The 20,955-nt window shown below is 74.5% G+C and carries 16 protein-coding genes; 4 read left to right on the top strand and 12 right to left on the bottom strand.

Annotated elements, in window-relative coordinates; translation table 11 throughout:
* Positions 1 to 71: 71 nt before the first annotated feature.
* Both ACZ4WV_RS28340 and ACZ4WV_RS28335 read right to left on the bottom strand, forming a co-directional pair.
* Positions 72 to 1,637: a PucR family transcriptional regulator gene (locus tag ACZ4WV_RS28340; RefSeq protein WP_465751469.1), complete on the bottom strand. Its 1,566-nt coding sequence runs from the start codon at positions 1,635 to 1,637 to the stop codon at positions 72 to 74.
* Positions 1,638 to 1,873: 236 nt separating this feature from the next.
* Positions 1,874 to 3,949 (bottom strand): type IV secretory system conjugative DNA transfer family protein, encoded by a 2,076-nt coding sequence (locus ACZ4WV_RS28335; protein ID WP_465751468.1) that lies wholly within the window; start codon positions 3,947 to 3,949, stop codon positions 1,874 to 1,876.
* A 241-nt stretch (positions 3,950 to 4,190) separates the two neighbouring features.
* Here ACZ4WV_RS28335 and gabT point away from each other — a divergent pair, with 241 nt between their 5' ends.
* Together gabT and ACZ4WV_RS28325 are read left to right on the top strand one after the other, a co-directional pair.
* On the top strand, positions 4,191 to 5,531 hold the full coding sequence (gabT, locus tag ACZ4WV_RS28330) for a 4-aminobutyrate--2-oxoglutarate transaminase (RefSeq protein WP_465751467.1): 1,341 nt from the start codon (positions 4,191 to 4,193) through the stop codon (positions 5,529 to 5,531).
* Between the two features lie 532 nt (positions 5,532 to 6,063).
* A complete protein-coding gene (locus ACZ4WV_RS28325) occupies positions 6,064 to 6,711 on the top strand; it encodes a phosphatase PAP2 family protein (RefSeq protein ID WP_465751466.1) in 648 nt (215 codons plus the stop codon).
* On the opposite strand, the gene ACZ4WV_RS28320 is transcribed toward ACZ4WV_RS28325, so the two are convergent.
* Positions 6,684 to 7,016, bottom strand: a complete 333-nt coding sequence (locus tag ACZ4WV_RS28320) for a DUF2218 domain-containing protein (RefSeq protein ID WP_465751465.1) — start codon at positions 7,014 to 7,016, stop codon at positions 6,684 to 6,686. The two genes, ACZ4WV_RS28325 and ACZ4WV_RS28320, sit on opposite strands and share 28 nt — an antisense overlap.
* Before the next feature lie 167 nt (positions 7,017 to 7,183).
* Between ACZ4WV_RS28320 and ACZ4WV_RS28315 the strand changes: the two genes are divergently transcribed.
* The gene (locus ACZ4WV_RS28315; protein ID WP_465751464.1) at positions 7,184 to 7,756 is read left to right on the top strand and encodes a MarR family winged helix-turn-helix transcriptional regulator; all 573 of its coding nucleotides are present in this window, start codon (positions 7,184 to 7,186) and stop codon (positions 7,754 to 7,756) included.
* On the opposite strand, the gene ACZ4WV_RS28310 is transcribed toward ACZ4WV_RS28315, so the two are convergent.
* On the bottom strand, positions 7,647 to 8,588 hold the full coding sequence (locus ACZ4WV_RS28310) for an EamA family transporter (protein ID WP_465751503.1): 942 nt from the start codon (positions 8,586 to 8,588) through the stop codon (positions 7,647 to 7,649). The two genes, ACZ4WV_RS28315 and ACZ4WV_RS28310, sit on opposite strands and share 110 nt — an antisense overlap.
* Before the next feature lie 103 nt (positions 8,589 to 8,691).
* Here ACZ4WV_RS28310 and ACZ4WV_RS28305 point away from each other — a divergent pair, with 103 nt between their 5' ends.
* The gene (locus ACZ4WV_RS28305) at positions 8,692 to 9,597 is read left to right on the top strand and encodes a LysR family transcriptional regulator (protein ID WP_465751463.1); all 906 of its coding nucleotides are present in this window, start codon (positions 8,692 to 8,694) and stop codon (positions 9,595 to 9,597) included.
* A gap of 60 nt (positions 9,598 to 9,657) precedes the next feature.
* On the opposite strand, the gene ACZ4WV_RS28300 is transcribed toward ACZ4WV_RS28305, so the two are convergent.
* The 8 genes from ACZ4WV_RS28300 to ACZ4WV_RS28265 form a co-directional block, all read right to left on the bottom strand.
* Positions 9,658 to 10,422, bottom strand: a complete 765-nt coding sequence (locus ACZ4WV_RS28300; protein ID WP_465751462.1) for a ZIP family metal transporter — start codon at positions 10,420 to 10,422, stop codon at positions 9,658 to 9,660.
* 280 nt (positions 10,423 to 10,702) lie between these two features.
* Positions 10,703 to 12,457: a restriction endonuclease gene (locus ACZ4WV_RS28295; protein WP_465751461.1), complete on the bottom strand. Its 1,755-nt coding sequence runs from the start codon at positions 12,455 to 12,457 to the stop codon at positions 10,703 to 10,705.
* A 114-nt stretch (positions 12,458 to 12,571) separates the two neighbouring features.
* A complete protein-coding gene (locus ACZ4WV_RS28290) occupies positions 12,572 to 14,392 on the bottom strand; it encodes a hypothetical protein (protein ID WP_465751460.1) in 1,821 nt (606 codons plus the stop codon).
* 271 nt (positions 14,393 to 14,663) lie between these two features.
* Entirely contained in the window at positions 14,664 to 15,320 is a 657-nt protein-coding gene (locus ACZ4WV_RS28285; protein WP_465751459.1) for a YigZ family protein, read from the bottom strand.
* Positions 15,321 to 15,471: 151 nt separating this feature from the next.
* On the bottom strand, positions 15,472 to 16,761 hold the full coding sequence (locus tag ACZ4WV_RS28280; RefSeq protein WP_465751458.1) for a DUF6986 family protein: 1,290 nt from the start codon (positions 16,759 to 16,761) through the stop codon (positions 15,472 to 15,474).
* Positions 16,762 to 16,872: 111 nt separating this feature from the next.
* Positions 16,873 to 18,462 (bottom strand): DUF2637 domain-containing protein, encoded by a 1,590-nt coding sequence (locus ACZ4WV_RS28275; RefSeq protein WP_465751457.1) that lies wholly within the window; start codon positions 18,460 to 18,462, stop codon positions 16,873 to 16,875.
* A gap of 200 nt (positions 18,463 to 18,662) precedes the next feature.
* Positions 18,663 to 19,328 carry a response regulator transcription factor gene (locus tag ACZ4WV_RS28270; protein ID WP_465751456.1) on the bottom strand — a complete coding sequence of 222 codons (666 nt, stop codon included), beginning with the start codon at positions 19,326 to 19,328 and terminating at the stop codon, positions 18,663 to 18,665.
* Positions 19,280 to 20,689, bottom strand: a complete 1,410-nt coding sequence (locus ACZ4WV_RS28265) for a sensor histidine kinase (protein WP_465751455.1) — start codon at positions 20,687 to 20,689, stop codon at positions 19,280 to 19,282. Before ACZ4WV_RS28265 ends, ACZ4WV_RS28270 begins: the two co-directional genes overlap by 49 nt.
* Positions 20,690 to 20,955: the final 266 nt, after the last annotated feature.

The raw sequence follows: 20,955 nt of genomic DNA, 5'->3' as shown, positions 1-20,955 counted from the left end.
GCAGGCCGACCGGATTGGCCGACTAGGAGCGTTCGTCCCCGGGGCCACTCCACCGCGTCCAGGCGTGTGTTCTATTCCTCGCCGGAGCGCAACGCCAGCCACAACTCCATCCGCACGTCCGTGTCGTCCAGCGAGCGGCCCAGCAACTCCTCGACCCGGCGCATCCGGTAGCGCAGCGTGTGCCGGTGCACCCCGAGATCGGCCGCCGCCGCGTCCCACTGCCCGTGCCGCGACAACCACGCCCGCAGCGAGGCCACCAGATCACCGCGCGCCGTCCGGTCGTGCTCCCGCAACGGCCGCAACAGCCCCTCCGCGAAGGCCGTCACCGCGTCCTCCCCGAGCAGCGGCAGCAGCGAACCCGCGCCGACCTCCTCGTGGTCCACCGACCGACGGCCGCCGCGCAGCGCCACCGCCAGCGCCCGCTCCGCCTGCGCGTGCGCCGTACCGGCCTCCTCCAGCGCGGCCGGCGCCGAGACGCCCAGCGACAGGCCCTCGTGCTCCTCCACCGCGCCCAGGCAGGCCCGGTGCACCGCGCCGTTGTCCAGCGCCAACACCATCAGCCGCGGCCCGTGCGCGCCGTCCTCCCGCGAAACCAGCAGCTTCTCGCCCACCCGGGCACCCGCCTGCTCGGCCCGGTCACCCAGCTCCGCGAGCGCCTCGGCGGCGTCCGCGTTCGGCCCGGCCCCGGCCACCAGGACCCGTATGGTCCCCTCCGGCAGGCCGCCGAACAGCCCCACCGCCACCTGCCGGGCCGTCGGCACCTCACCGGCCAGCACCATCCGCAGCAGCGCCGCACCCATCCGCTCCTCGGCCTGACGCAGCTCGCGCGAGCGCTCCAGGGTGAGGGTCAACAGGGCCACCGCGGCGTTCAGCACGTACCGCTCGGTCGGCGTGATCCGGTCCTCGGTCCCCACCGCCAGGAAGCCCCGGGCCCGCCGGTCCGCCCCCAGCGACTGGACCACCACGTAGTCCTCGTCCGCCGTGTCTATCCCCGGCGCACGGCCCTGCAGCGCGGCACTCGACGGCGCCGGCCGCCGGCGCAGCCGGTCCACCTCCGCCGCCAGCCGCCCCGCCCGGCGGGCCGCCCAGTCCGGCGCCACCACCGACAGCGCGCCCGACCCGTCGTACAGCGCCGCCCAGCCCCCCAGCCGGGCCGCCAGCCGACGCACCACGGCCGTCGTGCCGTCCTTGCCGAGCGCCGCCCGGGTCAGCTCCTCCTGCGCCTCGAAGCTCGTCGTCACCGCCTCGTACTGCTCGGCGGCCAGCGCCGCCGACACCACCTTGCTGATCGCGATGAACGGCGTCGGCTCCGGCACCCGCAGCAGCGGCAGCCCCCGCTGCGCCGCCGCGTCCACCAGCGGCTGGGGCACCTCGGTGTGCGACAGGCCCACCCCCAGGCCCAGGCCCACCACCCCGGCGTCGGCCAGCCGGTGCACGTACCCCTGCAACTGCGCCGCCGTGCGGCCCAGCTTGATACCGGTGGTGAGGAGCAGTTCCCCACCCTCCAGGAACGGCGTCGGGTCGTCCAGCTCGCTGGTGTGCACCCAGCGGACTTGCCGCTCCAGGTGGTCCGCGCCGGCGAGCACCGTCAGATGGAGCGAACTGTTGCGGACGACGGAGGCGAGTGTGGGGGGCATGGCACCTTCGGGGGATCGACCTGACCGCGCCGTTGCGGCCGGGCGAGGAGAGGAACGTGGGACTGGTGAGGGTCTCTCCCCTTCATTATGGACGGCCCGGACAACGGGCACTGCCGAATCCACCTCGAAGGCGATTTCCCCGCCGCTGTTTCCTGGTGGTTTCCTGCCGCTTTTCTCTGCCGCTTTCTCTGCCGCCGCCCGCCAGGGGCCCTGCGGAAGCCTCCACGGCGCCCGGGTCAGCCCCGGAGGTCCACCAGCAACGGCGGCACCTGCTCCCCCGACACCGCCGTCAGCGACACCACCGCATGCCCCGCCGGCAACGCGTGCGCCAGATCCGACGGCGACCACCGCAACCGCTCCACCTCCCGGGTCGTCACCGACTCGGTCTGCGCGGTCGTACCCGACAACGCCTTCCGCCCGAGCCGGCCGGCGCGCCTTATGACCCCACCGGAGGTGTCGGGGGTATGGGTCACCGCGGTCTCCTGCACCAGGTGCGTCCCCCAGGCCTCCGAGAACAGCCGCCCGTCCCAGGGCGCGATCCCCGGAAAGGCCATCCGGCAGCCGACCGCGCCGAAGAGCGGAGCCCGCAGCGCCTCCGGCAGGTCCACCAGCGTCCGCAGCAGCAACACCACACCGGCGTTCGCGCCCCGCAGCCGCTGCAGGCCGCGGACGGAACCGGCGTCCAGGGCGGCCGAGGCGTCGTCCACCACCAGCCCCGCGAACAGCGAACGGTCCTCGCGGGCGCCCGCCGCCTGCACGAACTGGCCCACCACCAGGCGGGACAGCATCCGGGCGGCCTCCGGGTGGCTGCGCTCGGGCAGCTTCACCCGCACCCGCAGCGGGTGGTCCAGCACCCGCATCGCGAACGGGGGGCGGCCGGTGCCGTCGGTCGCGAAGGCACCCTCGAACGCCGGCCGGTCCAGCAGGGCCAGCCGGTCCGCCAGCAGCGCCCCGGGATCGTCCGCCCGGCCACGCTGGCGGTCCCGGTACTCCAGGTCCCGCTCGTACGCCGTCAGCCGGCCCGCCGCGCCGAGCGCCTTCACCAGCGCCGCCAGCGCGTCCGGATCGCCGCCCAGCAGGGCCCGCAGCTCGCGCACCCCCGGGTAGCGGCCGTACCCGGCGTGGAAGGGGCCGACCACCTGCTGCAGCGCCGTCCGGGCGTTCTCGGCGCGGGCGGTCAACTCGTCCGGCAGGAGCGCGTCGGCCAGTCGGGCGGCGGCCTCGTCCGGATCCCGCGCGCCGCCGTAGAGGTCCAGTCCGTACGCCGAGGCCCGGTCACCGGGGGCGATCACCACGTCGTACCAGGCGTCCGGACCGAGATCGGCGTCCGCCGCGCCGACCACCACCGCGCACGCGGTGCCGGCCAGCGCCTGGAGGCACAGCGCCTCGGCCACCGGCCGGGCCAGCCGGGCGGTCTTCCCGGTCCCGGCCGGGCCGACCGCCAGCAGCGAGGTGCCCAGCACCGACGGATCCAGCGCGAAGCCGGCCGCCCGATGACTCAACGGGTTCTTCGGCACGTCCTGGGCCACTCCCAGGCACACCTGGCCGACCAGCAGATCGTGCCGCCGCGCCCGGCCGGGCAGCTCGCGCGACTCGGAGGGGTGCGCGAACGCCGCTGCGCCACGGGCGGCCACCTGCTCGACGAAGGCGGGCAGGAACACCGGATCCGCCTGCGCGGACTCCCAGGCGCGCCGGATCCGCACGTAGTCGACGTCGCCGACCGCCTCGGCCTCCAGCCGCGCCGCCGCCTCCGCCGCGCCGCCCCGGCGCAGCCCGTCCCACGGGTCCCGCCCGCGGGGGGCCTCCGTGGCCCCGCCGTCCTCCTCGGCGGGCTCCTCACGCGTCACCGTCCGGGACAGCAGCGGAGCGACGTACCGGCGCCACACCTCGGGCCAGCGGCCCATCCGGCCGAAGACCTTGATGACGGCTGCGGCCACCACGACGTTCACCGACAACCCGACGACGGTCACCAGGGTCTCGGAGGGGTGTTCGACCCAAACGGTCATCACGATCAGGCGGAGCACCAACTGGGTGCCGTAGACGAAGGCCAGCCACCCCACCACCACGTTGAGCGCCGCCCGCAGCAGCAGCGGCCAGGCCGGGACCTTGGCCGCCTCCGCGCGTTCCGGGTCGAGGCGGCGGTAACCGAGCCGGTAGACGCCCGGTCCGGCTTCGGGGCGCGGAGCGGTGGCCCACTCGGCAAGGTCGAAGGCGGAGTCGAAGCCGGGGCCGCCGGGGCGTTGGTGGGGCAGCGGGGTCGGGGGTCTGGTGGTGGTGCGCTCGCCGTGGTGGTGTGCCCCGTCCTGTGCCATGTACGGCCCCGCTCCCTCGCCCGCCCGGCCCGATCACCGTCGGTGCCGCCATACCCATGCCGCCGTACCGGCGACACGCCCGCGCTCAGGGTAGTGGAGCAGGGCCTGCCGGTAGTCGCACTTCCTGCGCTGGCCGTGCCGGACAAGTCGGACGGCACACTGCTACCGAGTGGCGCATGCCCGGCCGGGGAGGGCGGCCGTAGCCTGCGAAGCACCGAGCCGAGAAGTCTGGAGATACCCCATGAGCGCCGTAACGCCGCTCCCGCAGGAGCGCCGCCTGGTCACCGCGATCCCCGGTCCGAAGTCGCAGGAGCTGCAGGCCCGCAAGCTGGGTGCGGTGGCGGCCGGCGTCGGCACCACCCTGCCGGTGTACGTCACCCGTGCCAACGGCGGCGTGCTGGAGGACGTGGACGGCAACTCGCTGATCGACTTCGGCTCCGGCATCGCCGTGACGAACGTCGGCAACAGCGCCGAGGCCGTGGTGGCCAAGGCGACCGAGCAGCTGGCCGCCTTCACCCACACGTGTTTCATGGTGACCCCGTACGAGGGTTACGTGGCCGTCGCCGAGCAGCTCAACGAGCTGACCCCGGGCGACCACGACAAGCGCACGGCCCTGTTCAACTCGGGCGCCGAGGCGGTCGAGAACGCGGTGAAGATCGCCCGCGCCTACACCAAGCGCACCGCAGTGGTGGTGTTCGACCACGGCTACCACGGCCGCACCAACCTGACCATGGGCCTGACGGCGAAGAACATGCCGTACAAGCAGGGCTTCGGTCCGTTCGCCCCGGAGATCCACCGGGTGCCGGTGGCCTACCCGTACCGCTGGCTGACCGGTGCGGAGAACTGCGCCGCCGAGGCCGCCGCGCAGGCGATCGACATCATCAACAAGCAGATCGGCGCGGAGAACGTCGCCGCGATCATCATCGAGCCGATCCAGGGCGAGGGCGGCTTCATCGAGCCGGCCAAGGGCTTCCTGCCGGCGATCGTGGAGTACGCGAAGGCGAACGGCATCGTCTTCGTCGCCGACGAGATCCAGACCGGTTTCTGCCGCACCGGCCAGTGGTTCGCCTGTGACGACGAGGGCATCGTCCCGGACCTGATCACCACCGCCAAGGGCATCGCCGGCGGTCTGCCGCTGGCCGCGGTGACCGGCCGCGCCGAGATCATGGACGCCGCGCACGCGGGCGGTCTGGGCGGCACCTACGGCGGCAACCCGGTGGCCTGCGCCGCCGCGCTGGGCGCCATCGAGACGATGAAGGAGCAGGACCTCGCCGGCAAGGCGCAGCGGATCGGCGAGGTCATGCTGGGCCGCCTGCGCGCGATGCAGGAGAAGTTCGACATCATCGGTGAGGTCCGCGGCCGCGGCGCGATGATCGCCGTCGAGCTGGTGAAGCCGGGCGGCAAGGAGCCGAACGCGGAGGCCACCGCGGCCATCGCCAAGGCCTGCCACGCCGAGGGCCTGGTCGTGCTGACCGCCGGCACCTACGGCAACGTGCTGCGCTTCCTGCCGCCGCTGGTCATGCCGGAGCACCTGCTGACCGAGGGCCTGGACATCCTGGAGGGTGCGTTCGCCACCGTCTGAGCGGTGTCGCACGTCAGGTCGTGAACCCCCGCCGGAGGGATGTCCGGACAGCGCTGAACGGCCCGTGGGGACCTCTTGTCCGCACGGGCCGTTCGGTTCGGTGGAGCCGTTCGTCCGGTGCCGACCGTTCGGTTCGCGCGGCCTCGGCGCGGGGTCGGCGGGGCAGGCCGGGCATGATCGACGGGACGGCCCGGAGGTTGCCCGGGGCAGGGTGAAGATGATGTGCGGAATCACTGAAGGCGCTCGGCGGGGAAGGGTGGTTGACGTAGTGTCATCGCAGATGGACAGCGAGCCCCAGCCATTGGCGGAGCCGCCCGCGGAGTCACCCCGAGGGGAGGGTCCGCGCAGGCGCCGCGCGGACAACCAGGCCGCCCCGCGAGGGTCGGCGCACACCGAAGGCCGATCGACCGACCGTCCGACCCACACCCCCCGGGGCGCACGGAACGGCGATCATCAGAGCCGCCCCGGAGCTCTCCCCCCTGCTCCGGGGCGGCTGTCCGCTGTCCTGGGCGGGGCGGCCCGGTCGGCGGCGGTGCCGCTGGCGGCGGCGGTCGTGCTGCTGCTGGTGTCCTGGCAGGTGGCGGTGGACGGGCCGCTGCTCGGGCTGGACCGCACGGTCCGCCGGGCGGTGCGGGCGGCCCATCCGAACTCCATGCTCGACCCGCTCGGCCGACTGCTGTCGGACTTGGGCAGCGCCGTGCCCGCCGTCCCGGTGTTGCTGGCGGCCGGAGCGCTGGCCGCCTGGTGGTGGTGGCGGGCGGGGGCGGCGCGCTGGTGGCTGCCGTTGCCGGTGGCGGTGCTGACCTCGGGACTGATCCCGCTGCTGGTGGTCCCGGCGAAGGCGGCGTTCGCCCGGCCGGGGCCGCTCGGGGATCCGCTGACGCCGGAGCAGTGGGGCTGGTACCCGTCGGGGCACACTGCGACGGCGACCTTCTCGTACGGGGTGGCCGCGCTGCTGCTGGCCCGGGCGGCGGGCTCGCGGACGGCACGGGGGCTGACGGCGGGTGCGGTGCTGCTGGCGCTGGGGGTGGGCGCGGGGCTGGTGTGGAGCGATTTCCACTGGGTGCTGGACGTGGTGGCCGGCTGGTGCCTGGCGGTTCTGGTGCTGTGGGCGCTCGACCGGTGGCTGCCCCGGCCGGGCGCCCGAAGGCCTCAGGCCTCGGACTCCTCGTTGCGGTGAACGAGGCCGGCCTCTCCGTTGTCGCGGTGCCACTCGACGACGAGTTCGTCGCGGGCGCCGAAGCGGACGAGGTGGCGGCCGACCACGTCCTCGAGGCCGGGCAGGTTCTCGCGCTCGCCCTCGACGGTCAGCAGGAGCGCGCCCGGGGCGGCCTCCAGGGTGGCGGTGCCGGCGCCGAAGACCATGGTGCCGCGGCCGGTCTCCTCGGAGAAGGTGGCGTCGATCTTGCGGCCCATGTGGGCGGCGAGCTGCTTGGCGTAGCGGCCGGAGCGGTCGGTGGCGACGCGAGCGGTGGAAACGGGCATGGGCCCTCCAGGGTCGGGGAGGGCACTTAGGGTCCCCTCACTGGCGCCTACGCTATCCCAGATGCTGAGCTAAGCTCAACATATTTTCCCGATCGCCCTCCACCGCTCGCCGCAGGCCCCCGACCGGCCGATACGCTGGGCCGGACGCCAGCCGAGGAGACCCGCCGATGACCACCACGCCGACCGACGACCCGGCGGACCCCTCCCCCGACCCGGGCCCCGGGGCCGGCCCCTCCGGCGCCGGACCCGACTCCCCGGGCGGCGCGGCCGAGCTGGCGGATGCGATGACCAGGGCGATCAAGCGGATCCGCCGCCAGACGGGCCGGCGGCTGGAGCCCTACGGCATCACCCCCGGCCAGGCCCGGGCGCTGCGCACCCTCGCCCACGTGCCCGGCTGCGAGACGCCGGACCGCGCCATGCGGCTGAGCGACCTCGCCGACAAGCTGCACATCGCCCCGCGCTCGGCCACCACCGTGGTCGACGCCCTGGAGGAGGCCGGACTGGTCGAGCGCAGCCCCGATCCGGCCGACCGGCGGGCCGTACGGCTGCTGCTGACCGAGGACGGGCGCGCGGCGGTGGAGCGGATCGGGCAGGTCCGGGACGAGGTGGCGCAGGAGTACTTCGGCGACGTCAGCCCCGAGGACGAGGAGGTGCTGCTGCGAGTGCTGCGCTCCGCCGAGGCCCGCTTCCTCGCAGCCGGGCCGCCACGGCGCTCGGCAGGCCCCGGCGCAGCGCGGTGATCCCGATCCCGGCGATCACCAGCAGCGCGGCCACCGCGTCCGACGCACTGACCCGCTCGCCGAGCAGCAGCCAGGCCGAGGACATCCCGAACACCGGCACCAGCAGCGAGTAGGGCGCGACGGCGGTGGCGTCGTAGCCGCGCAGCAGGTAGCTCCAGGCGACGAAGCCGAACAGGGTGGAGACCAGGCCGACGTAACCGATCGCGCCGAGCCCGCCGAGGGTGATCCCCCGCAGTGCGCGCAGGTCCGCGTCCGGCCCCTCGACCAGCAGCGACAGGCCCAACAGCGGCAGCGGCGGGACGGCGCTGACCCAGACCATCCAGCGCAGCGCGTCCGGCGGCGCGGCCTTGCGGGTCAACACGTTGGACAGACCCCAGGCGACGGCGGCCAGCACCACCAGGGCGAAGGCGCCGAGCGGTCCGTCGAGGCCTTGCTCCACGGCGCTGAGGGCGATGCCCGCGAAGGCGATCGCCAGGCCGAGCAAGCGTCGCCCGCCGGGGCGCTCACCCAGCAGGGCGGCGGCGAAGAAGGCGGTGAAACCGGCCTGCCCCTGGAGCACCAGGGAGGAGAGGCCGGCCGGCATCCCGGCGTGCATGCCGAGGAAGAGCAGCCCGAACTTGACCACTCCCAGGACCAGGCCGACCGCCAGCACCCAGCGCCAGGCGACTTTGGGCGGGCCGACCAGGAAGACCGCGGGCACCGCGACCACGGCGAACCGCAGGGCGCAGAACAGCAGCGGCGGGAAGCTCTCCAGGCCGACGTCGATGAGGACGAAGTTGAGGCCCCAGACGGCGGCCACCAGGACGGCCAGGGCGATGTGACGGGGGCGCATGCCGCTCGGAGCGGCCGGTGTCGCGGTCATGGGTCGAGCATGGCGGCGAGGCAATGTGTAGCACTAGCGACGAATACTGAAGAAAACACTTTAGGATCACTGCATGATGGATCTGGGACGCCTACGGGCGCTGCACGCGGTGGCGGTGCACGGTTCGGTCGGCGGGGCGGCGGCAGCGCTCGGGTTCACGCCCTCGGCGGTCTCCCAGCAGATCGCCAAGCTGGAGCGGGAGACCCGGACGGTGCTGTTGGAGCGTCAGGGCCGGGGCGTGGTGCTGACCGACGCGGCGCGCGAGCTGGCCGCCACCGCCCAGGCCGTGCTCGGGCTGGTGGAGCGGGCCGAGGTGCGGCTGGAGGAGCAGCGCGGCCAGGCCGTCGGGCGGCTGCTGGTGGCGGCGTTCCCGTCCGGCGCGCGCGGGCTGATGCCCGGGGTGCTGGCCGGGCTGCGGCGGCGCTGCCCGGAGTTGGACGTACGGCTGCTGGAGTGCGATCCGTACCCGGCGGCGGAACTGGTGGCCCGGGGAGAGGTGGACCTGGCGCTGGTTCAGGACTGGCCGAGTGTGCCACTGCCGGTCCAGGAGGGCCTCGGCCGACTGGACCTCGGCACCGACCCGGTGGACCTGTTGCTGCCGGAGGGGGACGGGCTGGCGGCGCTGGACGCGGTGCCGGTGGAGCGGTTGTGCGGACAGCGCTGGATCAGCGTGCCGCCGGGCAACATCTGTCACGACTGGTTGGTGCGCACCCTGCGGGAGGCCGGCGAGGAGCCGGACGTGCGTTACCAGGTCGGCGAGTTCGAGACCCAGATCGCGCTGGTGGCGGCCGGACTGGGAATGGGCCTGGTGCCCCGGCTCGGCCGGGGACCGCTGCCGGCCGGGGTGGTGGCCCGGCCGGTGGCCTCGCAGCCGAGCCGGCGGGTGTTCGCGCTCTGGCGGGCCCAGGCCTCCCGGCGGCCGGCGATCACCGAGGCGCTGGCGGAGATGCGGGAGGGCTGGAGCCGCCTCGCCGGCTGACGGCCACCCCGGCTGACGACCACCCGGCTCGCGCCCGCCGGCCGGAGCCGGGGGTGGTCGTCAGCCGGCGAAGCCGATGATCAGCCACATGAAACCGACCCCGGCCACGGTGCACAGCAGGGTGCTGCGCGAGGGGTGCGGGCTGTGCGCCTCCGGGAGGATGTCGGAGGTCGCCAGGTAGAGCAGGAAGCCGGAGAAGAAGCCCAAGTAGAGGCCGAGCAGATGCTCCGGGATGGTGAAGGCCAGGGTGATCGCCGCGCCGGAGACCGGGGCGAGCGCGTCGGCGGCGAGCAGGGTCAGCGCCCGGCGCCGGTTGTTCCCGTACAGCCGGGTGATCGTGTACGTGTTGAAGCCGTCGGCGAAGTCGTGGGCGACCACCGCGATGGCCACCACCGTGCCGACCGTGGTGCCGGCCTGGAAGGCGGCGCCGATCGCGAAGCCGTCCATCACGCTGTGTCCGACCAGGGCCAGCGCCGCGGTCAGTCCGACGCCCTGTGCCCCGGAGCGGTGCGCGTGGCCGTGGTGGTGGCCGTGGGTGTGCTCGGCGTACTCGCCCTCGTGGCCGCGGTGGATGGCGACGGCGCGCTCGATCACGTGGATGGTGAGGAAGCCGACCGCGAACATCAGCAGTGCCTGCGGCACGCCGTGCACCTCGCCGGGCGCCTGGTGGATGGCCTCGGGCAGCAGGTCGAAGGCGACCACCCCGAGCATCAGGCCGGCCGCGAAGCCGAGCACGAGGTGGCGGCGGTCGCCGGTGCGCTGGGCGACGAATCCGCCGATCAGCGTCATCAGGAACGCCCCGGCGGCGACCAGGACGGCGGTCATCGGGCTGCCTCCCGCGCCGGACCCGCCGGATGGCCGGTGCCGCCGTGTGGCCTGCCGAGCGCTGTGCCCATTCCTCTCCCCCTGGGATCCGCCCGTGACCGGGCCGACCGCCGACCGTACCGGACGGCCGTTCGACGGTGATCGCCCGGGGGGTGCCGGAGCCGGTGGGGTCCGGTCCTCAGCCTCGGTCCGGGCCCGGCGGGTCGCCCGCCGGGTGGGCCGTCGGAGTGAACGCCGGGGCAAGGGCGGCAGGCCTGTCGGACTCCGGGGCGGCGGTCCGTCAGAGGCCCTCGGCGAGGGGCAGGCCCAGGTGGGTGCGGGCGAGTTCGCGGACGCCGTCGCCGTCGATCAGGTGGATGTGCCGGTGGCTCTCCTTCGCCGTCAGGTCCAGGGCCTCCTCGGTGAAGCGGCCGGTGGTGAGCCGCAGGCCGCGTTCGGCGGACTCCTCGGCGACGGCCTCGGCCAGGGTCGCGATCTGCTCCGCGGTGACCGGCGTGGCACCCCGCGAGGCCCAGACCACCCAGCGGCCGGGCAGCGCGCTGCCCGGGGACCCCTCGCCGGTGGCGACCAGCCCGGCCGGGCCGCGCAGCCGGACGCTCCACTCGGCCAGCCCGCCCCTGGTGAGCAGGTCGCGCACCAGCTGGGCGAACTCGTTGGCGGACAGGTCGTGCGCGGCCGGGACGGCGGCCCCGGCCCGGGCGGCCGGCTGAACGACGGCCCGGGCGTACGGATCCGGGGTGACGGCGGCGCCCAGCTGGCGCAGCCGGACCAGGGCCTCGTCCTGCTCGGCGTCGGCGTAGACGCCCTCGCCGTCGCGCTCCTCGTACGGGGCCTCCGGCGGCAGCAGCCTGGTGCGGGCCAGTGCGTCGCGGTCGGCGTCCACGCTGAGCAGGCAGAGCGGCTCGGCCTCGCCGGGCTCGCGCAACCAGCCGTTGAGCACCACGCCGGCGAGTATCTCGTCGGTGTCGACGGCGTCGGCGGCCTGCAGGGCGCGCAGCGCGAGCCGGGCGACCAGCCGCAGGTAGTCGGTGGCCCGGTCCGCGGGCGGACGCGGCACGGGGACGATGTCCCCGTCGGGGGCGAGCCGGTAGCCGGTGAGAGAGGGCACCAGGTCGAGCGGGGGCAGGTCGAGGTCCAGCACGGCGGTGCGGGTGAGCGGGCGGAACACCGCCCGGCACGGGGCGGGGAGGTCCTGGGTGGCGGTCTCGGAGGCGGCCAGGGCCCGCTCCAGGAGCGACTCCACGGCGGCGGGCTCCGCCAGCCGGTAGGCGCGCCGGCACTCCTCCAGGCTCTCGTTGTACTCGCGCACGGCGCGGGCGCGGGCCTCCTCGGCCGCCTCGTGGGCACGCCGGGACTCGTCGGCCGCCGGGCTGTCGGACTCGGCCCGGCGGGTGCGCCACTGGCGCAGCGCGCGCTGATGGGCCAGCCGGGCCTGGGCCAGTTCGCGCTGGTACCCGGAGTCGAGCAGGCGGCGGGAGGGGCCGCCCTCCGGATCGGCCGCGGCCGGTTCGGCGGGCGCGAAGTCCGCCCAGCGGGGTTCGGGCTCATCGGCCGCGGCCGATCCGTCGCCCGGATAGGGGCGGGGTTCGTAGTGGCGCAGCTGACTCTCGAAGTCCATGGCGGAGACGGGCAGCGCGGCCCGGCGCAGCAGGTCGGTCAGTCGGTCGTGCTCGGCCTGGACGGTGAGGGTGCTGTGGTGGGCCAGCGCGGCGGTCCTGGCGTGGGCGGCGATGCCGTCCCCGGTGTCGGTGGCACTGGTGGCGGAGGGGCCGCGGCCGGTGGAGCTCCGGTCGGAGGGATGTGGGTCGGGCGAATCGAGGTCGGGGGCATCGAGATCGGGGGCGCCGGGGACGACCGGGCCGTCATCCGCCGCCCCCGGCCCGGGGCGGCCGAGTGCGGCCCGGCCGCCGACGGCGTCGTCCCACTCCGGGTCCTGATCGGCGCCCAGGTCGCGGAAGACCGAGGCGAGGAAGCCCGGTTGGGGGAACTGGACGGTGGCGGCGCCGTCGGACTGGCCGTCTGCTGAGTACTGCATCGGTCGTCGTTCCCCCATGCTCGTCCGGCGCCTGCCCGGGGCGGCCGGCCGGCCCGCGACCCCGCCCCTGCCGGACATTGTCCACCGAACGGACGCGGCGGTCAGCCGAGCCGGTCAGTTGGTCCGGGTGTTGGTCAGGTGCAGACCGATGTAGCCGACGTAGATCCGGCCACTGCCGGAACAGTCGTCCAGGTAGTGCAGCCGGGGCGCCGTGCGCCCGCCGCCGATCCGCAGGTGCGCGCCCATGAACGCGCGCCGGGTGGCGTCCACGCATTCCGGGACCGGCAGCATCCGTTCGCGCTTCCACTTGGTGTGGCTGAACACCGTCCGGGACTCCCCGCGTACCGCCTTGCGGGGCGGGAAGCGGTGGCAGCCGTCCGGGGTGTGCTCGCACCACTGCTTGAAGTCCCCGCCCGCCGCACCGCGCACGGCCGCCTCGGCGTACTCCTGCAGGGCCGTCAGGCCGTCCCAGGCGAGCCGGGCCCAGCCGGCACCGACGCACTGGAGCCCGTCCAGCGCGAGCGCGGCCTTCTGGTCGCCGGTGAAGGTGAGCAGGGGGAACTCGCTGAGCCTGGCCAGCAGTTCGGTGAAGGTCTCGGGCTTGCCCACCCGCCCGGAGGGCGAAGCGGCGGGCTGTCCGGGCTTTCGCTGGCCAACGACGGCCGGGCCGGCGGCCGAAGTGGTGCAGTGACGGCCGCTCAGGTTGCGGCCGGCGATGCGGAGGCGGCCCTCGTGGCTCTCGTGCCCGTCCCTGCTCTGGGCGCGGTCACGGCGCTCAAGCCGCAGGGTGCGGCGGATCCGCTCCAGCTCGTCGGCCCTGGCCTGCTGTTCGGCGCGGTCCTGCTGCTCCTCGCGGGCGAGCGCGGCCAGTTCGGCGGTCTGGTCCACAGCTTGGTCGGCGGTCCGGTCGACGGCCTGGTCGATGGCCTGGTCGACGGCGGTGCCGGCGCCCGTGATGACGGGCCGGTCGGCAGACCGGCGGAGCTGCGGCGGGGGGAGGCGCAGCACCGGGACGGCCGCGAGCGGCGGTGGCAGCGGTTGGTCGGCGGCGAGGCGGCGCGGCTCGCGGGCGAGCAGGCCGGCGGCGCGGCGGAGGTCCTGCTCTATTCGGCCCCGGGCGAGCACCGGATGCCGGGCGCCGTCCTGCCGGGAGGCCGGGTCGACCTCGGGCAGGTAGGTGCGCACCGCACCGCCGTACACGGTGTGGTACTCCAGCGCGACGTTGAACCCGGTGCGGGCACCCGGATCCAGCACGTACGCGGTGGCGAGGCCGGGCAACTGCCGGCAGAGCGGGCGGACCACGTCCTCGACCCAGTGCTCGAGCGGGAGGTTGACCGGGACGCTGGCGACCACGGTGGACAGGCGGCGCTCCGGGTCGCAGAGTTCGTCGATCAGGGCGTCGACCTCGTCCGCCGTGATCACCCGGGGTGCCGGTTGCACGGCGGCCGGGCCGTCGGTGGCGTCGAGCAACGGGAGCAGGCTGAGGGCGAGTTCGGGCACCGGCACCCGGCAGGGGGTGCGCACGCCGCTGCCGGTGTTGTGGGTCTCGGCCTCCAGCCGGAACCAGGTGCGGCCGTCGGCGCCGGTGGCCACGGTGAGGGTGAGCTGCCGGACGCCGTGCGGGGCCGGGGTGCGCAGCCGGCGTCGGTCGTAGCGGCCGGCGCCGGAGGGGCCGCGCAGCGGGCCGTGGTCGCGGTCCAGCAGGATGCGGTCGCCCAGCCGGAGCCGTTCGGCCGCGAGCGGGGTTGCCGGGTCGGCCGGTGGGGGCTCCTCGCAGCCCTCCTGCTTGAGCCAGCAGGCGAGTTGCTCGTCGGCCAGGGCGACGGCCTCGGCGTGCGGGAGGGCGGTGGTGACGGTCATCCGGTAGGGCGTCGCGGGGCCCCGGGGGCCGGGTAGGTCGGCACCGGCGGGCGACGGCGAGCGGTCTGAGGTCATGCGCATACCTCCGTGGTGCGGGGTGGGGTCTGGTGTCCTCCATCGATGGATTTCGTCCGGTTCGGCCGGATCCTTGCCCAGGAAACGCCACGGCCCGGAGTGGAAGTTCCAACTCCGGGCCACGACACTACGTTCGGGTGAATCTGCTCAAGCCGCCTTCCGCGTGGCGCGGTCGCTCGGCTACGGGAGCGACCCGGCCCGGGGGCGTCCGGGCGGGGCGTCAGTAGGGGCGTCAGTGGGGGGCGTCCAGGCGCGGGGGCGTCCGACCGCGTCAGACCGGCACCTCGACGTAGGTGCGACCGGCCGGGACCGCCACCGAGGCGCCGCCGGTCGCCTCGGCCAGCCAGGCGTGGAACGCGGCGACCTCCGGTTCGGGCACGCCCACCTCGATCCGCACCCCGGCGGCCTCGTAGCCGAGGTCGCTCACCGCGTACCCGGCGGCCCGCAGGTCGTTCTCCACCCGGCCCGCGCGCACGTGGTCCACCGTGACCGCCAGCAGCGCGACCGGCCGCCGCTCCAGCAGGCCGATCCCGTCGACCGCCTCCGACACGGCGTTCCCGTACGCCCGTACCAGACCGCCGGCGCCGAGCTTGATCCCGCCGAAGTACCTGGTCACCACGGCTACGGTGTCGGTCAGGCCGCGGCGGCGCAGCACCTCCAGCATCGGCACCCCGGCCGTACCGCCGGGCTCGCCGTCGTCACTGGAGCGTTCGCGGCGCTGCTCGTCGCCGACCACGAAGGCGGTGCAGTTGTGCCGGGCGTCCCAGTACTGCTTGCGGATGCCGGCGATGAAGGCCTGCGCCTCGTCCTCGTCGGCGACCCGGGCGAGGTGGCAGATGAACCGGGACTTCTTGATCTCTGTCTCGTGGCTGCCGGCCCGCCGGATGGTGAGGTACGGCCTGGTGGTCGGCTCCGGAGTGGCGGACATCGCGCGGTGCTTCTCCCGGAAGACGACGGCTGGCGGCGCGCACCCCGGTGTCCGGGGCGGCACCGCCAGCCTAGTCGGCGCGCGGTCGGAGGGGTTCGGCAGCCGGGAGAGCCGGCGGCCGGGCTGTCGGCGGCCGGAGCGCCGGTGTCGGTCAGCGGCCGGCCAGGGCGTCCAGCCGCGCGCGGTCGAGGCCGGTCAGTGCGGTGACCTCGGCCGGATCGACGGCGCCGCAGTCCAGTCCGCGCAGCAGGTAGCCGCTGAGCGCCCGGGCGGTGGCCGGCTCGTCCATCACGTCGCCGCCCGCCTTGGCGACGTACGCGGCCAACCGGGCGGCGGCGGCCGCCAGGCCCTCGCGGTAGAAGGAGTACACCGCGACGTAGCGGGTCGGCAGGTGCGCCGGGTGCATGTCCCAGCCCTGGTAGTAGGCGCGGGCCAGCGAGCGGCGGACCAGGTCGTGGTGAAGCTTCCAGGCGGCGTGCACCTGCTCGGTGGAGCCGGTGGGGATCACGTTGGTCGAGCCGTCGGAGAGCCGGACGCCGGTCCCGGCCGCGGCGACCTGCATGACGGCCTTCGCGTGGTCGGCGGCCGGGTGGTCCATGCTCTGGTGGGCCGCGCTCACCCCGCAGGAGGCGCTGTAGTCGAAGGTGCCGTAGTGCAGGCCGGTGGCGCGGCCCTCGGCCGCCTCGATCATCAGGGCGACGGTGGCCCGCCCGTCCGGCCCGAGGATGGCCTGGGTGGTCTCGATCTGGATCTCGAAGCCGATCCGCCCGGCCGGCAGCCCGGCGCGGCGCTCGAAGTCCTCCAGCAGCCGGACCAGGGCGGTGACCTGCTCGGCATAGGTCACCTTGGGCAGGGTCAGCACCAGGCCCTCCGGCAGGCCGCCGTTGGCCAGCAGGGTGGCGAGGAAGAGCTCCAGGGTGCGGATCCCGCGGGCGCGGACGGGCGCCTCCATGCACTTGATCCGGATGCCGATGTACGGCGGTGCGCTGCCGGCGGCGACCGCGGCGGCGACCAGTTCGGCGGCGCGGATCGCGGCCGCGTCCTCCTCGGCGTCCGGGCGGGGGCCGTAGCCGTCCTCGAAGTCGATCCGCAGGTCCTCGATCGGCTCGCGCCGCAGCTTGGCGCGGACCCGGGCGTGCACGTCGGCGAGCAGGTCGCCGTCGGCGACACCGAGGGCGCGGGCCAGTTCGGCGGGGGTGCCGGCGTGGGTGTCGAAGGCCTCCAGGGCCTGGCGGCCCCAGTCCCGTACGGTGTCGGCACCGAAGGCGTCGGCCGGGACGTAGACGGTGTGCACCGGCTGCCGGGTCCCGGAGTCGCCCGGGTAGCGGCGCGCCAGGTCGGTGTCCACCGGCGCGAGCAGCGCCTCCACGGCGGCGCGGGCGGCGGCGGAGAAGGAGGCCCCGCCCGTCGGCCCGGTTCCGTCGACCTCGACCTGCGACATCCGCACTCCTCCATGCCGAACCAGCGCTTCAACAGTTTGTTGAGGCGAAGGTAGCTCCGGCGGGGTCGGGCGTCAATGGCCGACCGAGCGGTGGACGCGGGTGTCGGTCGGTCAGTCCCTCCCCGCGGCGGCGTAGCGGTCGCGCAGCTGGGGGTAGAGCTCGGCGACCTCCTTGGGGTGGACCGAGCCGTCCGGCCCCTTGCCGGTGAGGCCGTACTCGACGGTCAGCCAGGTGGCGAGGCGCTGGGGGTCGGGCTGGTGGCCGTGGTTGTCGATGTACGAGACCAGGGCGTCGTAGGCGATGTCCTGGTCGAGCGGAGCGAGCGCGTGGCGGTCTTCGGGCAGCTCGGCCGGGAGGGGCTCCTCAGCCCCAACCGCCTGCGACCCAGCCGGTTCGGGCTGCGGGGCGACCGGGCCCTGGACCTGCGGCCGGGGCGCCGGAGCAGCGGCGGCGGTCGACGGCTGGACGGGCGCCTCGGTCGAACGCGGCGGCTTGAACCACGGTGAGGCCTGGCCGGGCACCCGCCCGCCGGTGGCCGGGTCGGCCGAGTGGCCGGTGGTGCGGACCGGACGCGCGGTCCAGACGTTCAGCTCCTCGCCCCGGGGCTGCGGGGCGGCCTCCGGCACCTGCTCGGGCTCCTGGGCGACGCGCAGCCGCACCGCGTGCAGCTTCGCCAGCATCGGCGCGGCGACCTCGGGGGACATCGGCGCGGCGGCCGGGGCGGCCGGTCCCTCGGCGGCGGACTGCGTCGGGATCTGGTCCTGGGTCTGCGGCTGGCCCGGGGCCGGGGACTGGACCTGAGCCGGGGGCTGCACGTGAGCCGGTTCCGGCTGGGGCTGCTCCGGGTGCTGGGATCGGTGCTGCCGGCCGGTACCCACGGCACCCACGGCGCCGACCGCGCCCGGGCCGACGGCGGAGGCCGCCGAGGCGATGGCCGTGGCGTCGCGGCTCTGCTGGCGCTGCGGTCCGAGCGCCTTGGCCCCGTTCTCCGCGTGGACCTCCTTGGCCTCGCGCTCGCGGGCCTCGTCGTCCAGCCGGTCGAGCAGCGACGGGTCCAGCGGGACGCCGAACTTGGCGAGCTTGAGCGGCAGCAGCGCCTGGATCGGCGCCGAGCGACGCCAGCCGCGGCCGTACCGGAAGCGCAGCTGCGCACGGTAGACCAGGCGGTTCTGCTCGAGCCGGATGACCTCCTCGTAGGAGCGGAGCTCCCAGAGCTTCATCCGCCGCCAGAGCCGGAAGGTGGGCACCGGCGAGAGCAGCCAGCGCATCACCCGCACCGACTCCATGTGCCGGTCCGCCGTGATCGCCGCGATCCGGCCGACCGCGTGCCGGGAGGCCTCGACCACGACCACGAACAGCACCGGGATGACGGCGTGCATCCCCATGCCGAGCGGATCGCCCCAGGAGGCCGCGGCGTTGAAGGCGATGGTGGCGACGGTCAGCAGCCACGCCGTCTGACGCAGCATCGGGAAGGGGATCCGCAGCCAGGTCAGCACCAGGTCGAGGGCGAGGAGCACGACGATGCCCGCGTCGACGCCGATCGGGAAAGCGTAGGAGAAGGCACCGAAACCTTTCTCCAGGGCCAGCTCGCGCACCGCGTTGTACGAGCCCGCGAACCCGATGCCCGAGATGATGCAGGCGCCGGCCGCGACCAGGCCGAGCAGGCCACGATGGGCCTTGGTGAGCGTTGGGCGTGCCATTACGTCTATCAACCCCTGGATGTCGGCTGCTGCCGTACGCGCCTCGGCTGCCGGTTCCCGCCAGTCGGGCCACCGGACGGCTGAGCAACCTCCGGGCTCGGCCCATCGGAGTTTACTCGTACGCGTGTTTCACCGTTTCCGCAGCCTGGAGTGGAGCGCCCCGGAACCTGAGCAGCCCCGCCCGCAGGGCGGTCGGCCCGTCAGCGGCTCTGTGCCGCCGTGCCGTTGAGGTAGGCCAGTACGGCCATCACCCGCCGGTTGGCGTCCTCGTCCGGAGCGAGCCCCAGCTTGCCGAAGATGTTGGCGATGTGCTTGGCCACGGCGCCGTCACTGACCGAGAGGCGGGCCGCGATCGCCGAGTTGGAACAGCCCTCGGCCATCAGCTCCAGCACCTCGCGCTCGCGCGGGGACAGCCCGAGCAGCGGACCGGGGCGACGGGAGGTGGTCTGCATCAGCTTGGCGATCACGTCCGGGTCCATCGCCGTCCCGCCCGCGGCCACCCGGCGAACGGCATCGATGAACTGCCCCGCGTTGAACACCCGGTCCTTCAGCAGGTAGCCGATCCCGCCCGTGCCGTCGGCCAGCAACTCCCGCGCGTAGAGCTGCTGGACGTGCTGGGACAGCACCAGCACCGGCAGGCCCGGGATCTCCCGGCGCGCCTTGAGCGCGGCCTGCAGCCCCTCGTCGGTGAGTGTGGGCGGCAGCCGGACGTCGACCACGGCGACGTCCGGGCGGTGGGTCAACAGCGCCTCCAGCAGTTCGGGGCCGGTCTCCACGGCGGCCGCGATGGTGAAGCCATGCGCTTCCAGGAGGCGGATCAGGCCTTCGCGAAGGAGGTAGAGGTCCTCGGCGAGGACAACTCGCACGGCAACTCCAAGGTGATGGTGGTGGGACCGCCCGACGTGCTGTCGATGGCGAGGACACCGTCGAAGGTACCCAATCGGCGCTCGATCCCGCGTAGGCCCGTACCCCGCGACGGATCGGCCACGCCCACGCCGTCGTCGGTCACCGTGACCCTCAGCAGGCCGGCCCGGTACAGGATGTCCACCCACACCTGTTCCGCCCCGGAGTGCTTGGCCGCGTTGGCCAGCAACTCGCAGACGCTGAAGTACGCGGCGGCCTCGACCGGAGCCGGCAGCCGGTCCGGCAGGCTCGCGCACACCTCCGTCGGCAGCGCGCTGTCCAGCGCCAACGCCCGGACGGCGTCACCCAGTCCGCGCTCCGCGAGCACCGGCGGGTGGATGCCGCGGACCAGGTCGCGCAGTTCCTGCAGCGCCCGGGCCGAGGACTGCCGGGCCTCCGCGAGCAGTTCCCTCGCGGCCGCCTGGTCGGTGTCCATCAGGTGCTCGATGGTGCCCAGCGTCATCCCGATCGCCACCAGCCTCGCCTGTGCACCGTCGTGCAGATCGCGCTCGATCCGCCGCAACTCGGCCGCCTGGTTGCCCACGGCGTCCGCCCTGGTCTCGGTCAACTCGGCCACCCGGCGGGTCAGCTGAGCGTGCGTCGCCCGGCCGTCCTGGTCCAGGACCCGGCGCGCCACCTCCGCATACCCGCGAACTGCGTGCGGTGCCAGCAGCACCCCGGCGAGCACCATCCCGATCCCCACCCCGATCCTCAGGAGGGCCGGCATCACGTGTGGACTCAGCGGGCCGACACCAACCGCGAGCACCGGCCCCGCCAGCGTGAAGCCGGCGCCGAGCACCAGCAGGAGGGCCACCGGACCGGCCAGGGCGGCCGCCAGGAAGGGGTTCACCACCAGCCAGGCCAGCTCGGCGCGGGTGGCGCGGTCCCGCAGGCTCCAGTGGACCAGTTGCACGTACTTCGCGACCAGCCGCGAGCGGTGGTAGGAGTACCCCGTCCACCAGTGCCCGCGGTCGTCCAACTCCAGCTCGGGGCGCGGCTCGTACGCCACCGGCGGACGAATGCCGTACCAGCGCTCCAGGAACCCGCGCGTACGGTTCGCGGTCCTGCGGACGTGAGCGGCCGCCACCAGGGAACCGGCCACCGCGGCGGCGGCGAGTGCGATCAGCGGAGCCTTGGAGTAGTACTCGAGGAACTGCTGCGTCACCACTCCCACGAAAACGGCCGCGACCACCGGCAGGACGAACCCCGCCGCGGCGGCCAGCACCACCCTGGCCAGCCGCGCCAGCCCCTGAGCGCCGGCCTCGACGGCCGCCCGGGTCTGTGCACCGACGGACGGGCCGCTGGTACGAGTCACTGTGGTCACGCAAGCTCCTGATGCTGGTACTGATCATCCTCCATCAGTGTTCACGAATGACCGGCTCCAGGCAGTGGGCATGGCACCCCGTTTCCGAGGTGGACCTAGGTCCACCTGTCGGTGGCCGGAGCCACACCCGGCGGTCCCGGTGATCGGAGCAGGAGGAGGTGGCCCGTAAATGCGAAAAGGCCCTGCCCGGTAACCCGGGCAGGGCCTTTTCAGAAGAATTGTTCGGCGGCGTCCTACTCTCCCACAGGGTCCCCCCTGCAGTACCA

It is taken from the genome of Kitasatospora sp. NPDC029312 (assembly GCF_055569215.1).
This window is presented reverse-complemented; position numbering and strand designations above follow the sequence as displayed.